14 protein-coding genes are annotated in these 13164 nt (G+C 74.5%); 5 read left to right on the forward strand and 9 right to left on the reverse strand.

The genetic code is table 11. From position 1 onward, the window contains the following. Nucleotides 1-2 precede the first annotated feature (2 nt). Entirely contained in the window at nucleotides 3-1121 is a 1119-nt protein-coding gene (locus tag IG69_RS0118125) for a hypothetical protein (RefSeq protein ID WP_030529579.1), read from the reverse strand. Beyond that, complete coding sequence (locus IG69_RS0118130; protein WP_030529580.1) at nucleotides 1118-1624, reverse strand: SigE family RNA polymerase sigma factor; 507 nt, start codon at nucleotides 1622-1624, stop codon at nucleotides 1118-1120. The genes IG69_RS0118125 and IG69_RS0118130 overlap by 4 nt, the downstream gene beginning before the upstream one ends. 97 nt (nucleotides 1625-1721) lie before the next feature. Here IG69_RS0118130 and IG69_RS0118135 point away from each other — a divergent pair, with 97 nt between their 5' ends. Then, nucleotides 1722-2567, forward strand: coding sequence for a PHP domain-containing protein (locus IG69_RS0118135; protein WP_030529581.1), 846 nt, complete (start codon nucleotides 1722-1724; stop codon nucleotides 2565-2567). Beyond that, on the forward strand, nucleotides 2564-3187 hold the full coding sequence (locus tag IG69_RS0118140) for a MarC family protein (RefSeq protein WP_030529582.1): 624 nt from the start codon (nucleotides 2564-2566) through the stop codon (nucleotides 3185-3187). Before IG69_RS0118135 ends, IG69_RS0118140 begins: the two co-directional genes overlap by 4 nt. A gap of 22 nt (nucleotides 3188-3209) precedes the next feature. On the opposite strand, the gene IG69_RS22810 is transcribed toward IG69_RS0118140, so the two are convergent. Beyond that, nucleotides 3210-3953, reverse strand: coding sequence for a sensor histidine kinase (locus IG69_RS22810; RefSeq protein WP_211251044.1), 744 nt, complete (start codon nucleotides 3951-3953; stop codon nucleotides 3210-3212). A gap of 67 nt (nucleotides 3954-4020) precedes the next feature. Here IG69_RS22810 and purU point away from each other — a divergent pair, with 67 nt between their 5' ends. Continuing rightward, a complete protein-coding gene (gene purU, locus IG69_RS0118150; protein ID WP_030529584.1) occupies nucleotides 4021-4872 on the forward strand; it encodes a formyltetrahydrofolate deformylase in 852 nt (283 codons plus the stop codon). 21 nt (nucleotides 4873-4893) lie between these two features. Here the strand turns inward: purU and IG69_RS22260 are convergent, their stop codons facing one another. Together IG69_RS22260 and IG69_RS0118160 are read right to left on the reverse strand one after the other, a co-directional pair. Further along, nucleotides 4894-5064: a hypothetical protein gene (locus IG69_RS22260; protein ID WP_157577715.1), complete on the reverse strand. Its 171-nt coding sequence runs from the start codon at nucleotides 5062-5064 to the stop codon at nucleotides 4894-4896. A gap of 44 nt (nucleotides 5065-5108) precedes the next feature. Continuing rightward, complete coding sequence (locus tag IG69_RS0118160) at nucleotides 5109-5558, reverse strand: hypothetical protein (RefSeq protein WP_030529585.1); 450 nt, start codon at nucleotides 5556-5558, stop codon at nucleotides 5109-5111. 72 nt (nucleotides 5559-5630) lie between these two features. Between IG69_RS0118160 and IG69_RS0118165 the strand changes: the two genes are divergently transcribed. After that, on the forward strand, nucleotides 5631-6065 hold the full coding sequence (locus IG69_RS0118165; protein WP_030529586.1) for a hypothetical protein: 435 nt from the start codon (nucleotides 5631-5633) through the stop codon (nucleotides 6063-6065). Between the two features lie 24 nt (nucleotides 6066-6089). Here the strand turns inward: IG69_RS0118165 and IG69_RS0118170 are convergent, their stop codons facing one another. Continuing rightward, nucleotides 6090-6662: a CGNR zinc finger domain-containing protein gene (locus IG69_RS0118170; protein WP_030529587.1), complete on the reverse strand. Its 573-nt coding sequence runs from the start codon at nucleotides 6660-6662 to the stop codon at nucleotides 6090-6092. A 26-nt stretch (nucleotides 6663-6688) separates the two neighbouring features. Here IG69_RS0118170 and IG69_RS0118175 point away from each other — a divergent pair, with 26 nt between their 5' ends. Continuing rightward, nucleotides 6689-7897: an MFS transporter gene (locus IG69_RS0118175; RefSeq protein WP_030529588.1), complete on the forward strand. Its 1209-nt coding sequence runs from the start codon at nucleotides 6689-6691 to the stop codon at nucleotides 7895-7897. Here the strand turns inward: IG69_RS0118175 and betT are convergent. The 3 genes from betT to IG69_RS0118190 are packed head-to-tail and all read right to left on the reverse strand — an operon-like array spanning nucleotide 7821 to nucleotide 13130. Beyond that, the gene (betT, locus tag IG69_RS0118180; protein ID WP_036830623.1) at nucleotides 7821-9905 is read right to left on the reverse strand and encodes a choline BCCT transporter BetT; all 2085 of its coding nucleotides are present in this window, start codon (nucleotides 9903-9905) and stop codon (nucleotides 7821-7823) included. The two genes, IG69_RS0118175 and betT, sit on opposite strands and share 77 nt — an antisense overlap. 22 nt (nucleotides 9906-9927) lie before the next feature. After that, nucleotides 9928-11607 carry a choline dehydrogenase gene (gene betA, locus IG69_RS0118185; protein WP_030529590.1) on the reverse strand — a complete coding sequence of 560 codons (1680 nt, stop codon included), beginning with the start codon at nucleotides 11605-11607 and terminating at the stop codon, nucleotides 9928-9930. A 53-nt stretch (nucleotides 11608-11660) separates the two neighbouring features. Next, on the reverse strand, nucleotides 11661-13130 hold the full coding sequence (locus IG69_RS0118190; RefSeq protein WP_030529591.1) for an aldehyde dehydrogenase family protein: 1470 nt from the start codon (nucleotides 13128-13130) through the stop codon (nucleotides 11661-11663). Nucleotides 13131-13164 lie beyond the last annotated feature (34 nt).

A 13164-nucleotide genomic window follows, 5' to 3' on the forward strand; every position in this document is an offset into this window, starting at 1 on the left:
GATCAGGGCCGCTCGGTGACCGTGCGGCCTCCCTCGTCCCAGGTGATGCTCCGGTAGCCCGGCCCCCCCGGTGCCGCCGGGTAGGAGTAGCGGGTCCACAGCACGGCGAGGTCGGTGCCGGGCACCGGCGCGATCGTCAGCGGGTCCTCGACGACGGTGCCGGCGGCGGGGGTGAAGGTCCCGGCGGTCGTCCCGGCCGGCACGACCGCCGCGAACAGGCCGTCGATGCGGTCTCCCGTGCCCCGGCCGGACCCGAGGAACGGGCGGCCGCTGCTGTTGCGCGAGCCGTCGAGCTCCATCATCGACTGCCCCCCGTCAGCTGAGAAGGTGCCCATCCGGTCGAGGTCCTCGGACACGAAGACGACCGTCCGCTCCGCGTCATCGAGCGTTACCGCGGGCACGACGGCGCCGGTCTCGTCGTGGACCGTCCCGCGACCGTCCCACCAGAGGAGGTGCTGGACCGTGTCGGCGTCGCCGGCCACCTCGAACCGCACGGCGAACGCCTGCCGGCCCGTGCCGGCCAGGGGCGCCCGCGCCGAGGTCGACGCGTGGCCGCCCTCGTCGGACATCGGCGTGACGAGCTGGAACTCCTTCGCCTGCTCCGGGAGCACCCCGACGAGCACGTGCGCGTCCGGGCCGGCGGTGCCCCAGGTCGACGCGAGGGCGGGGACGCCGTCGAGGCTCGAGCCGCCCAGCATCGACGTGCTGCCGTCCGCGCCGACCGCGAGGTACTCGAGGTCCGGCGTGCCGCCGGGCGCGATCCGGACCCCCACCCGCTGGGGGCCCGGGATCGCGAGCGGTTCGCCGTCGGTGCTGCTCGAGAGGTCGGAGAACGGCTCGAGCAGCGCGGTGACGGGGCGCACCGAGGGAGCGCTGGTGCGCGTGGCCGGGACCTCCAGTGCGCGGTCCGACGACCCGTCGAGCGCGGCCCACGAGCCGATCCCGACGACCGTGACGGTGGCGAGCGCGGCGCCGGCCGCGGCCATCCGGCGGCGGCGCACGACGCGGCGGCCGCTGCCGAGGACCTCGGTGGTGTCGATGTCGTGGAACGCGGGGTTCTCGGCCTCGGTGGCGCCGCGCAGCAGCGTGCGCAGCTCGTCCTCGAAGACGTCGTGGCTCATCGGGTGCTCCCGTCGGTCGTGGTGAGCTGGGTGCGCAGGGCGGCGAGCCCGCGCGAGGCGGCGGACTTGACGGAGCCGAGCGAGATGTCGAGCAGGTCGGCGACGGCCTGCTCGCTGAGGTCGGTGTAGTAGCGCAGGACGACGACACGTCGCTGCTGGTCGGGCAGGCCCGCGAGGAGGCGGACGACGAGGTCGCGGTCCTCGCTCGTCGTCGATGCGGACACGGGCGCTTCGGGCACCTCGCCGACGCTGACCTCGCCGCGGCGTCGGCGCCAGGAGTCGGTCCGTTCGTTGACGAGGATCTTGCGCGAGTACGCGAGCGCCCCCTCCGGACGCACCCGCGGCCAGGCGACGTAGGTCTTGACGAGGGCGGCCTGCACGAGCTCGTGGGCCGCGTGGTGGTCGCCGGTGAGGAGCCACGCCGTGCGCAGCAGCGACGGCGAGGCCTGCTCGACGAAGGCCGTGAACGCGGCGTCGCGCTCGGCCCTCACCCGTGTGCTCATGGATCCTCCTGGTGCTCGGTGTCACCCTCTCTACGGCGGCACCCGGGGAAAGGTTGCCCCGGTCGGGAGGGTCTTCGCTCGCCGATAGCATCTGCGAGTGATCGACCTGCACACGCACTCCACCGCGAGCGACGGCACACAGCCGCCGGCGCAGGTCGTGGCCTCCGCGGTGGAGGCCGGCCTCACGACGCTCGCGCTGACCGACCACGACACGACCCTCGGATGGACCGAGGCGTCCGAGGCCGCCCGCCGCCTGGGCATCGCGCTCGTGCCCGGCATCGAGGTGTCCTGCGCCCGCGGCCGCCGGTCCGTGCACCTGCTGGCGTACCTGCCCGACCGCACGCACCCGGCCCTCGTCGCCGAGCTCGAGCAGGCGCGTGACAGCCGCGAGACCCGCCTGGACCGGATGGTCGACCGGATGGCCGCCGACGGCCTGCCGGTGTCGGTCGAGTCGGTGCGCGCCGAGGTCGAGGAGGGGGCGACCCCCGGGCGACCGCACATCGCCGACGCCCTCGTCCGGGCCGGCGCCGTCGCCCACCGCGACGAGGCGTTCGCCCACCTGCTCTCCGACCGGGGCCCCTACTACGTCGGCCACTACGCCCCGGACCCCGTGCGGGCGGTGGAGGTCGTCCGGGCCGCCGGCGGGGTGCCGGTGGTCGCGCACCCGCTGTCGGTCACCCGGGCCGGCACGGTCGGGGACGAGCTGCTCGAGGAGATGGTCGCCGCCGGGATGGCCGGCATCGAGGCGCACCACCGCGACCACGACCCCGACGCGGTGCGCCACCTCGTCGACCTCGCCGCGTCCCTCGACGTCGTCGTCACGGGCTCCAGCGACTACCACGGCGACGGCAAGCAGAACCGCCTCGGCGAGCGCACGACGACGCCCGAGGTGCTCGAGCGGATCGAGGCGCTGGCCACCGGGGCCGAGGTGGTCCGGCCGTGAGCTGGTTCGACGTCTCCGCCTTCACGACGACGTTCGTCACCCTCGTCGTCATCCTCGACCCACCCGGCGCCATCCCGATCTTCCTCGCGCTGACCGGCCCGCTCACCAAGGAGCAGAAGGTCTCGGCGGCCCGCCGCGCGAGCCTCGTGGCGCTCGGCGTCATCGCGTCGTTCGCGGTCTTCGGCCAGCGGATCCTCGACTACCTGCACATCTCGCTGCCCGCGCTGCAGGCGTCCGGCGGGCTGCTGCTCCTCATCGTCGCGCTCCAGCTGCTGACCGGCGCCGAGTCCGAGCAGCACGCCGACGCCGGGGTCAACGTCGCCCTCGTGCCGCTCGGCACCCCGCTGCTCGCGGGCCCCGGCGCCATCGTCGCGACGATGCTCGCCGTGCAGAACGCCGACGGCACCGGCGGCGTGGTGGCCGTGGCGGTCGCGCTCGTCGCCGCGCTCGGGCTGGTCTTCGTCGTCTTCCGGTTCGCGACCCCGCTCGCCCGGCTCCTCAAGGACAGCGGCATCGTCCTGCTCACCCGCATCGCCGGCCTGCTGCTCTCGGCCATCGCCGTGCAGATGGTCGCCGACGCCGTCATCGCCTTCGTCCAGGGGGCCGGCGCCACGCACTGAGGCCCGTCGAGGCGGGCCGGCATCAGGGGAGGGTCAGCTCGAAGGCCGCGCCGGTGCCGGTGTCGAGCAGGCGCAGCTCCCCGCCGTGTGCCCGGGCCAGCCCGCGCGCGATCGGCAGCCCGAGGCCCGCGCCGCCGCGGTCGCGGGAGCGGGCCTCGTCGAGCCGGACGAGCCGCTCGAAGATGCGCTCGCGGTCCGCGCGCGGTACGCCCGGCCCGTCGTCGGCGACGACGACGCGCCCGCCGGGGCCGACGTCGAGGTGCACGCGGCCGTCGGGGCCGGCCGCGCGCCGGGCGTTGTCGACGAGGTTGGTGAGGACCTGCGTGACGCGGTCGGGGTCGGCCTCGACGAGCGCCGGCCCGTGCGCGGTGCCGACGGTGACCGCCGCGCCCGGCCGCCCTGCCGCGGAGGCGGCCACGTCCTCGGCGAGGTCGTGGAGGTCGACCGGTCGTCGCTCGAGCTCGACCCCGCGGTCGATCCGGGCCATGAGCAGGAGGTCGTCGGCGAGGCGGCCGGCGCGCTGCGACTCGCGGACGACCCCGGCGAGCAGGCGCTCCTGCTCCTCGCGCTCCGGCCGCCCGAGCAGCAGCGCCTCGGCGGAGGCCTGCACCCCCGCGAGGGGGGTCCGCAGCTCGTGCGCGGCCTCGAGCACGAAGTCGCGCACCCGCGCCTCGGCGGCGACGGCGCGGCCCTCGGCGCCCTCGACGGCGTCGAGCATCTCGTCGAAGGCGCCGGCCATCCGGCCCAGCTCGGTCTGGGACCCCACCCGGCACCGGCACCCGGCCCGGCGGACGCGCACGCGCCGCCGGGCCGGACCTCCGTACGGTGGACCCGTGCCCGAGTACGTCCTGCTCCTGTCCTGCCCCGACCGACCCGGCATCGTCGCGGCGGTCACGACCCTGCTCTTCGAGCACGATGGCAACATCGAGGAGAGCCAGCAGTTCGACGACGTGCGCACCGACCAGTTCTTCCTGCGCATCCGGTGGTCCGTGGCGGGGGAGGACCGCGGCGTCGAGCGCTGGCAGGAGCTGCTGGCACCCGTCGCCGAGCGCTTCGCGATGCAGTGGTCGCTGCGCGACGCGCACACGCCGACCCGTGCGCTGCTCATGGTCAGCCGCTTCGGGCACTGCCTCAACGACCTGCTCTTCCGGTGGCGCAGCGGGCAGCTCAACCTCGACGTGCCGGCCGTGGTCTCCAACCACCGCGCCCTCGAGCCGCTCGTCACCTCCTACGGCATCCCGTTCGTCCACGTGCCGGTGACCGCCGACACCAAGGCCGAGGCCGAGGCGCGGCTGCTCGAGGTCGTCGCCGAGCACGACGTCGACCTCGTCGTCCTCGCCCGCTACATGCAGGTCCTCTCGGACTCGCTGGCGCGCGACCTCGAGGGGCGCGTCATCAACATCCACCACTCGTTCCTTCCCTCGTTCAAGGGCGCGAAGCCCTACCACCAGGCGCACGAGCGGGGGGTCAAGCTCGTCGGGGCGACCGCGCACTACGTGACGCCGGACCTCGACGAGGGGCCGATCATCGAGCAGGACGTCGTGCGCGCCGACCACCGGATGACGCCCGAGGCGCTCGTCCGGGCCGGCGAGGAGGTCGAGTCGCGGGTGCTCGCGCGGGCCGTCCGGTGGCACTGCGAGTCGCGCATCCTCCTCAACGGGACGCGGACGGTCGTCTTCGACTGACCTGTCGGGCCGCCCTGCGGCTCAGGGCGTGCGGTGCCGCGCGACGCCGAGGTGCGGCAGGTGCGCCGCCGCCGGCCGCGGGATGCGCGGAAGGTGCAGCTGCCGGGGCGGGGCCTCGCGGCGGGCGAGCTGCTCGGCGGTCCAGTCGGACGGGGTGACGGCGCGGGCGATGCCCGGGGTGATGGTCCTCATGTGGTGAAGAGCGCCGGGTGGGCCGCGGTGATACGGGCGTGTCCTCAGCCGCGCGAGGAGTCCTCCGGGGTGGCGGCGTGGCCGGCGCGGCCCGCGGTGCGGCGGTCCTCCTTCATCTCCGCCTCGAAGACGTGCCGGCGGCCCTCCATCAGCTCCTCGCGGGCGCGCCGCTCGTGCTCGCGGAAGGTCGCGTAGTACCCGTCGTCGTACTCCTCGACGACCTGGAAGGACCAGCGTCCGGCGAGGACGTTCCGGCCCACGAGGTCGGTCTCGACGCGGTCGGCGAGCTCGGTGTGGCCGGCGTCGCGCAGCGCGTCGACCGCCTCGCCGAGGGTGAGGTCGGCCGTCCCGCAGCGGCGGTGGAAGGCGTAGAGGTGCCCGCGGGCCTCCTCGACGACCTCGAGGGCCTCCGAGAGCTTGCCGAGGGCGGCGACGGTGGCGTCGCTCGTGCCGGCGGGTCGGGTGTGCGCGTCGTCGACGGAGTCGTGGGCCATGGACCGACGCTACGGGCACGGCCCTGTGGAAAACCCCGCGGCGCTCGCGTGGGTTTCGGCCACGCTCGAGGCATGAGCTTCGACGACCTGCCCGAGACCTGGCCCGACCTGCCCCTCGACGACCCGCTCCTCGCGGCCGACGTCGTCGACCTCGTCGTGTCCCACGCCGACCGCGTCGACGGGTGCGCCGGGTTCCTCCTGCTCGACGACACCCTGCGGCTGCGCACGCCGCTCGTCATCGGCGACACCGGGGACGAGCACGACCCCTGGGAGCTGCGCGACGGCCTCGTCGAGGCGCTGCGGCCCCTCGACCTCGGCGGGGTGGTGCTCGCCCGCGGTCGCGACGGCTCGGTGCTGCTCACCGACACCGACCGCGCGTGGCACGAGATGGCCCTCGACGTCTGCCGCCGGCTCGGGGTCCCGCTCGTCGCGGCGTTCGTCGCCACCCCGGCGGCGGTGCGGCCCTTCCCGGCGCCGCTGCGGGCGGCCGACGACCTCGCGTCGTGAGCGCCGGTCGGGACCGGCCGCGGCTCAACCCTGCCGGGTGCGTCGGCGGTGCGCGGCGGCCTTGACCCGGTTCTGGCAGCGCGTGGAGCAGAAGCGTCGGTGGGTGTTGCGGCTGCGGTCGACCCACACGCGGTCACAGCCCGGCGCCCGGCAGACCCCGAGCCGCGAGCCCAGGTCGCCACCGATCGCCATCGCGAGCCCGGCGGCGATGCCCGCGGACCACCCGCGCGCGAAGGAGGTGTCGGGCCCGTGGAAGTGGATGGCCCAGCGCCCGTCGGGGGAGCGGTCGAGCTCGGGGTGGGCCTGCGTCCGGCGCAGCATGCGGTTGACGAGGTCGGCGGCGTCGTCGTCGCGCCCCGCGTCGAGGTGCTCGACGACCTCGCGGGCCGCGTGGACCTCCGGCAGCAGGTCATCGAGGTCCCGGGCCGACGGGCGCGGGTCGTAGCCGTCGTAGCGGACCGCCTCGACGACCGCGCCGCGCAGGGCGGCCCGGGGCGGTGCCGGGTGCTCGCGGCCGCCGTCGGTGCCCGGGGTCAGCGCGTTGACGAGGCGGACCGTCGTGTCGAGCACGGCGTCGACGTGACTGTTGAAACGCATGACTGAAGGTACCTACTCTCACGTGCATGTCACTGCTGAAGAAGCCTACGTCAGTCATCGGCGTCCTTGTCGCCGCCCGTGTCGTCAACCGGCTCGGCGGCGCCGGGATGGGGTTCCTCGGCGTCCGGCTCACGCGCGACCTCGGGGTGCCGCTCGGCACGACCTCGGTCGTCCTCGCGCTGTTCGGCGCGGCGACGATCCCCTCGCGGGTCCTCGGGGGCGTCGTGACGACCCGATGGGGCCCGCGCGCCGCCCTCGTCGCCGGGCTGGCCGCGGCCGGGGTGGCCCAGGCGGTCGTGGCGGCCGGGGAGGACCTCCTCGTCGTCGGGGCGGGCGTCGTCGCCCTCGGCCTGGCCTACGAGGTCGTCGAGCCGGCGACCCAGACCGCCGTCGTCTCGGGCGTCGAGCCGGGGCGGCGGGCCTCGCGCTTCTCGCTGCTCTGGGCGAGCCTCTCGGTGGCCGGGGTCGTCGCCGGCGTGCTCGCCGCCCTCGTCACCCGCTGGGGCGTCGGTGCCCTCTTCGCCGTCGACGCCGCGAGCAGCCTCCTCGCCGCGGCGCTCGTCGCGCTGCTCCTCCCCGCGCTGCCACGGCCGTCGCGGGTGCCCCGCGCCTGGCGGTCCGCGCTGCGTCCGCCGGTGCTCGGGTGGGCCGGGCTGTGCACCGTCTCGGCCACCGTCGTCATGGTCGTCGTGCTCGTCCTCCCGCTGGCCGTCGAGCGGGCCGGCCACCCGCCGTCGACGACCGCCTGGCTCCTCGTGGCCGGCGCGCTGTCGGCGGTCGCCACGCACCGGGTCCTCGCGCGGGTCGAGGTGGACGCCCCGGCCCACCGGGTGCTCGCGGCCGGGTTCGCGCTGCTCGGCGCGGCGCTCACGGCGTGGGCGGTCGGTGGCGTGCCCGCGCTCGTCACCGGCGCGGTGCTCGAGGGCGCCGCCGGGACGCTGGTCGTCGGGACCCAGCAGGCGGTCGCGTCCCGCCTCGCCATGCCCGGCGCCGAGGCCGCCGTCATGACGGTCCAGGGCCTCTCGTGGGGGGTCGCGACGCTCGTCGCACCGCTGCTCGGGGGTGCGCTCCTCGGGCTGGACCCCGCCGCGCCGTGGCTCGCCGGCGCGGCGGTGGCCCTGCTCCTCGCCGCCGGTCACGCCCGGCCGCCCGCGGCGCTCAGGCCGAAGTGGTCGGCTCCGCGAGCCGCAGGAACTCGAGGTGGCGCTCGTAGTGGTCGAGGCAGTCGTGGATGACCTGCGCCGCCGACCAGCCCATGACGTCGTAGCCCTGCCCGCCGTCGGCGAGGTGCACCTCGAGGCGGGCGTAGGAGTCGCGGCTCTGGACCATCCGACCCCCGTAGGTGGGCACCGGGGCCATCTCGACCTCGACGCGGTAGACGAACGGCGGCTCGGCGGCCGGGGTGCGCAGCGTGACCGACGGGGCCGTGCCCCCGAGGTCGACCTCGCACGTCGTCTCGACCTCGTGGCGGCACAGCTCCTCGCCGACCTCGGCGAGCGCCGGGGCCACGACCTCCTCGAGGTGCCGGACGGCGTCCCGGCGGTCGACGAAGTTCGTCGCCCGCGCCACGCGCGCCCGCCACGACGTCGCGCGGTCCTCGCGGCGGGTCGTCGCGGCCCGCGCCGAGAGCAGGCCGTACATGCTCTGCGTCCGGCTGTCGGCCCGGCGTCCCTCGACGCGCAGGGCGCGCACGAGCCCGACCATGACGAGCACGAGCACGACGGCGAAGGGCAGGCCAAAGATGATCGTCGCGTACTGCAGCGCGGTGATGCCGCCGACGAGGAGCATCGCGATGGTCAGCAGGCCGGTCGCGGCCGCCCACGTGATGCGCAGCCAGCCGGCGGCATCCTCGGTGAGGTCACCGAGCCGGCTCGTGAGGTTGGCCATGACGAGCGCGCCCGAGTCGGCGGAGGTGACGTAGAAGAGCAGCCCGACGAAGAAGGCGAGCGCGATGACGACCTTGCCGGCCGGGTACTGCGAGAGCAGGTCGTAGAAGCCGACGCCGGTGAAGTCCTGGGCGGCCTGCGCGAAGTCGGTGTCGCCGCCGCGGATCCGCTCGATCGCGGCGTTCCCGAACACCGAGATCCACATGACGATGTACGCGAACGGGATGACGAGCGTTCCGAGGACGAACTGCCGGATGGTCCGGCCGCGCGAGATCCGGGCGAGGAAGAGCCCGACGAACGACGCCCACGCGACCCACCAGGCCCAGAAGAAGAGCGTCCACGTGCTCATCCACGTCGCGTTGTCGACGAAGGGGAAGGTCTCGAGCGTCTTGGCCGGGAAGGTGCGCAGGAAGTCGCCGACGTTGGCGACGGCGCCGTTGAGCAGCAGCGCGGTGTTGCCGGTGACGAGCACCCACCCGGCGAGCCCGAGCGCGAGGAGCACGTTGAGCTGCGACAGGAACCGGATCCCGCGGTCGACGCCGCTCGTCGCCGACACCGCCGCCATGAGCACGGCCAGCGCGGCGAGCGCGATCTGCGCCCCGGTGCCGACGCCGACGCCGAAGAGGACGTTGAGCCCGACGTTGAGGAAGACCACGCCGATGCCGAGGGAGGTCGCGACGCCGAAGATCGTCCCGAGCACCGCGGCGGTGTCGACGGCGTGGCCGAGCGGGCCGTCGATCCGCTTGCCCAGGACGGGGGCCAGGGCCGAGCGGACGGCGAGCGGTAGGCCCTTGCGGTAGCAGAAGTAGCCGAGGGCCAGACCCATCAGCGCGTACATGCCCCAGCCGGTGACGCCGTAGTGGAACAGCGTCCAGACCGTCGCGTCGCGCGCGGCCTCGATGCTCTCGGGAGCCGGGCCGCCCTCGGGCGGCGCCATGTAGTGGGACGCCGGCTCGACGACGGAGTAGAACATCACGTCCGTGCCGATGCCGGCGGCGAAGAGCATCGAGGCCCACGCGAAGGTGGAGAACTCCGGCCGGGAGTGGTCGGGGCCGAGGCGCACGTGGCCGTAGCGCGAGAGCCCGAGCCAGACGACGAAGCCGAGCACCGCCGTGGCGAGCAGGACGTAGAACCACCCGAACCACTGGGTCGCCCACGTGGTCACCGCGCCGAGGGCGCTCTCGGCGGACGACGGGGCGAGCAGCGCCCAGAGCGCGACGACGAGCACGCCGGTGAGGGAGGCGACGAAGACCGGCATCCGGACCGGTGGCCCGCCGAGGAGGCCCGTCGTGCCGCCCTCGTCCGGCGGCCCGGCCTCCGGGGTGTCGGTCGGCGGGGTGTCGGTGGCGGCGCTCATCGGGTCCTCCTCGGTGGGGCGGTCAGGACGTCGGCGGGTCGAGCGGGCTCCCGGCCCGCAGGTCGTACCAGGGCGCGTCCGACGGCGGGAGCGGGGTGGCACCGGTGATGAGGTCGGCCGCCTTCTCGGCGAGCATGACGACCGGCGCGTAGATGTTGCCGTTGGTCACGTACGGCATCGCGCTGGCGTCGACGACGCGCAGGCCCTCGGTGCCGTGGACGCGCATCGACGTCGGGTCGAGCACCGACAGGTCGTCGGTGCCCATCCGGGCGGTGCAGCTGGGGTGCAGGGCCGTCTCGGCGTCGGCGCGCACCCAGTCGAGGATCTCCTCGTCGGTCTCGACCTTCGACCCGGGCGAGATCTCGCCGCCGTCGTAGGGGGCGAAGGCCGGCTGGGCGAGGATCTCGCGCGAGACGCGGATGGCCTCGACCCACTCGCGCCGGTCCTGGTCGGTCGAGAGGTAGTTGAACTGCATGGCCGGCTTCATCCGCGGGTCGGTGCTGCGGATGCGCAGCCAGCCGCGGGCGTCGGAGTACATCGGGCCGATGTGCACCTGGTAGCCGTGGCCCTCGACCGGGCTCGAGCCGTCGTAGCGGATCGCGATCGGCAGGAAGTGGAACATGAGGTTCGGGTAGTCGACGTCGTCGTTGCTGCGGACGAAGCCGCCGCCCTCGAAGTGGTTCGTCGCCCCGAGGCCCTTGCGGAGGAACAGCCACTCGGCGGCGAGCTTCGGGCGGTTCTTGTAGGCGAGCCCCGGCGCGATCGAGACCGGCTGGGTGCAGGCGTGCTGGATGTACACCTCGAGGTGGTCCTGGAGGTGCTCGCCGACCCCGCGCAGCCCGGAGACGACGTCGATGCCGAGCGGCCGCAGCAGCTCGGGGTCGCCGACGCCCGAGAGCTGGAGCAGCTGCGGGGTGTTGATCGCGCCGCCGGAGAGGATGACCTCGCCGGCGCGCACCGTGTGCCTCCGACCGAACACGAGGTACTCGACCCCGACCGCGCGGGTGCCCTCGAAGAGCACCTTCGTCGTCATCGCGAGGGTGCGGACGTGGAGGTTCGGGCGGTCGATGACCGGGTGGAGGTAGGCGCGCGCGGCGGAGAGGCGGCGGCCGCGGTGGACGTTGCGGTCGAAGGGCGCGAAGCCCTCCTGGCGGTAGCCGTTGACGTCGCTCGTGCGCGGGTAGCCGGCCTGCTCGGCGGCGTCGAAGAACGCCGTGAACAGCGGGTTCGTGGCCGGGCCGCGCTCCATGACGAGGGGTCCGTCGCCGCCGCGCCAGGTGTCGGCGCCGGCGAGGCAGGTCTCCATCCGCTTGAAGTACGGCAGGCAGTGCGCGTAGTCCCAGTCGGACATCCCCGGGTCGGCGCCCCAGCGCTCGTAGTCCTTGGGGTTGCCGCGCTGGAAGATCATCCCGTTGATCGAGCTCGACCCACCGAGGACCTTGCCGCGCGCGTGGTAGATCCGCCGGCCGTTCATGTGCGGCTCGGGCTCGGACTCGTACTTCCAGTCGTAGAACCGGCTGCCGATGGGGAAGGGCAGCGCGGCCGGCATGTGGATGAACGGGTCGAGCTTGAGGTCGTTGCGGCCGGCCTCGAGGACGAGCACGCTCGTGCCGGGGTCGGCCGAGAGGCGGTTGGCGAGGACGGACCCGGCGCTGCCCCCGCCGACGACGACGTAGTCGACCTGGTCGGGGACCTCGGCCATCGTCGTCCGGTCGCGCAGGCTCCGGGCGGTGTCGGTGACGCGGTCGAGGACGCTCACGAGAACCACCCCGTCGGGGCCGGCTCGGTGTTCTCCCACACGTGCTTGGTCTCCTGGTACTCCTCGAGGCCGAGCTCGCCGAGCTCGCGGCCGATGCCGGACTGCTTGTGGCCGCCCCACTCGGCGGGGGCGACGTACGGGTGGTAGTCGTTGACCCACACGGTGCCGAGGCGCAGCGCGCGGGCGACGCGGCGGGCCCGCTCGGTGTCGCTGGTCCACACCGCGCCGGCGAGGCCGTAGCGGGTGGCGTTGGCGAGGCGGACCGCCTCCTCCTCGGTGCGGAAGGTCTCGACCGTGAGGACCGGCCCGAAGGACTCCTCCTGGACGACGTGCATGTCGACGTCGCACCGGTCGAGGACGGTGGGGAGGTAGTAGTAGCCGCTCGCGAGCCGCTCGTCGTCGGGGCGGGCGCCGCCGCAGCGCAGCCGGGCGCCCTCGGCGAGCCCGGTCGCGACGTAGTCCTCGACCTTCTTCAGGTGCTCGGCGCTGGTCAGCGACCCGGTCTGGGCGTCCTCGTCGAACGGCGGGCCCATCCGGATGGCCCTGGCGCGCTCGACGATCGTGTCGACGACCTCCTCCGCGACCGACTCCTCGACGAGCAGCCGGGCGCCGGCCGAGCAGACCTGGCCGGAGTGGAGGAAGACCGCCGTCATCGCGTTGTCGATCGCGGCCTCGCGGTCGGCGTCGGCGAAGACGATGTTGGGGTTCTTGCCGCCGAGCTCGAGGGCGACCCGCTTGACGGTGTCGGCGGCCTGCTTCATGAGGTGCTTGCCGACGGCGAGGCTGCCGGTGAACGACACGAGGTCGACGCGCGGGTCGGTGGACATGGGGCCGGCGCACCCGGGGCCGGTGCCGAGGACGAGGTTGGCGACGCCGGCCGGCACGCCGGCCTCCTCGATCGCGCGGACCATGAGGATCGTCGAGTGCGGCGTGATCTCGCTCGGCTTGAGCACGAACGTGCTGCCCGCGAGCAGGCACGGCGCGACCTTCCAGCTGGCCTGCAGCAGCGGGTAGTTCCACGGCGTGATGAGCGAGCAGACGCCGATCGGCTCACGGACGACGCGGCTGCGCACGTGCGGCTGGCCGGGGTCGACCTCGCGGACGCGCTCGACGTCCTCGCCCTTGCCGGCGTAGAAGCGGAAGACGCTGACGACGTCGGCGACGTCGAGCTTCGCCTCCTCGAAGCGCTTGCCGGTGTCGAGGGCCTCGGCGCGCGCGATCTCGTCGGTGTCGCGCTCGAGGAGGTCCGCGATGCGCCCGAGGGCGGCGGCCCGCTCGGTCGGTGGGGTGTCGCGCCAGCGGCCGTCGTCGGCCGCGCGGCGGGCGGCGTCGATCGCCGCGAGGGTGTCGGTCTCGTCGGCCTCGTCGACCTCTCCGACGGTCGTGCCGTCGGCAGGGCAGACGATGGTCCGGCGACCGCCGGCAGCGGCGCCGACCCAGGCGCCGTCGAGGTACAGGTCGGCCATGGTCGTCCTGACTGTCGGGGTGGGGACGGATGGA

Source organism: Phycicoccus jejuensis (assembly GCF_000720925.1).
GTDB lineage: Bacteria > Actinomycetota > Actinomycetes > Actinomycetales > Dermatophilaceae > Phycicoccus > Phycicoccus jejuensis.

What these genes read in the sequence shown, in the direction of transcription:
- IG69_RS0118160 (WP_030529585.1), bottom strand. Translation starts at nt 5,558, where the DNA reads ATGGCCCACGACTCCGTCGACGACGCGCACACCCGACCCGCCGGCACG.
- IG69_RS0118175 (WP_030529588.1), top strand. Translation starts at nt 6,689, where the DNA reads ATGTCACTGCTGAAGAAGCCTACGTCAGTCATCGGCGTCCTTGTCGCC.
- betT (WP_036830623.1), bottom strand. Translation starts at nt 9,905, where the DNA reads ATGAGCGCCGCCACCGACACCCCGCCGACCGACACCCCGGAGGCCGGG.
- IG69_RS0118170 (WP_030529587.1), bottom strand. Translation starts at nt 6,662, where the DNA reads ATGCGTTTCAACAGTCACGTCGACGCCGTGCTCGACACGACGGTCCGC.
- IG69_RS22260 (WP_157577715.1), bottom strand. Translation starts at nt 5,064, where the DNA reads ATGAGGACCATCACCCCGGGCATCGCCCGCGCCGTCACCCCGTCCGAC.
- IG69_RS0118165 (WP_030529586.1), top strand. Translation starts at nt 5,631, where the DNA reads ATGAGCTTCGACGACCTGCCCGAGACCTGGCCCGACCTGCCCCTCGAC.
- IG69_RS0118190 (WP_030529591.1), bottom strand. Translation starts at nt 13,130, where the DNA reads ATGGCCGACCTGTACCTCGACGGCGCCTGGGTCGGCGCCGCTGCCGGC.
- IG69_RS0118130 (WP_030529580.1), bottom strand. Translation starts at nt 1,624, where the DNA reads ATGAGCACACGGGTGAGGGCCGAGCGCGACGCCGCGTTCACGGCCTTC.
- betA (WP_030529590.1), bottom strand. Translation starts at nt 11,607, where the DNA reads ATGGCCGAGGTCCCCGACCAGGTCGACTACGTCGTCGTCGGCGGGGGC.
- IG69_RS0118125 (WP_030529579.1), bottom strand. Translation starts at nt 1,121, where the DNA reads ATGAGCCACGACGTCTTCGAGGACGAGCTGCGCACGCTGCTGCGCGGC.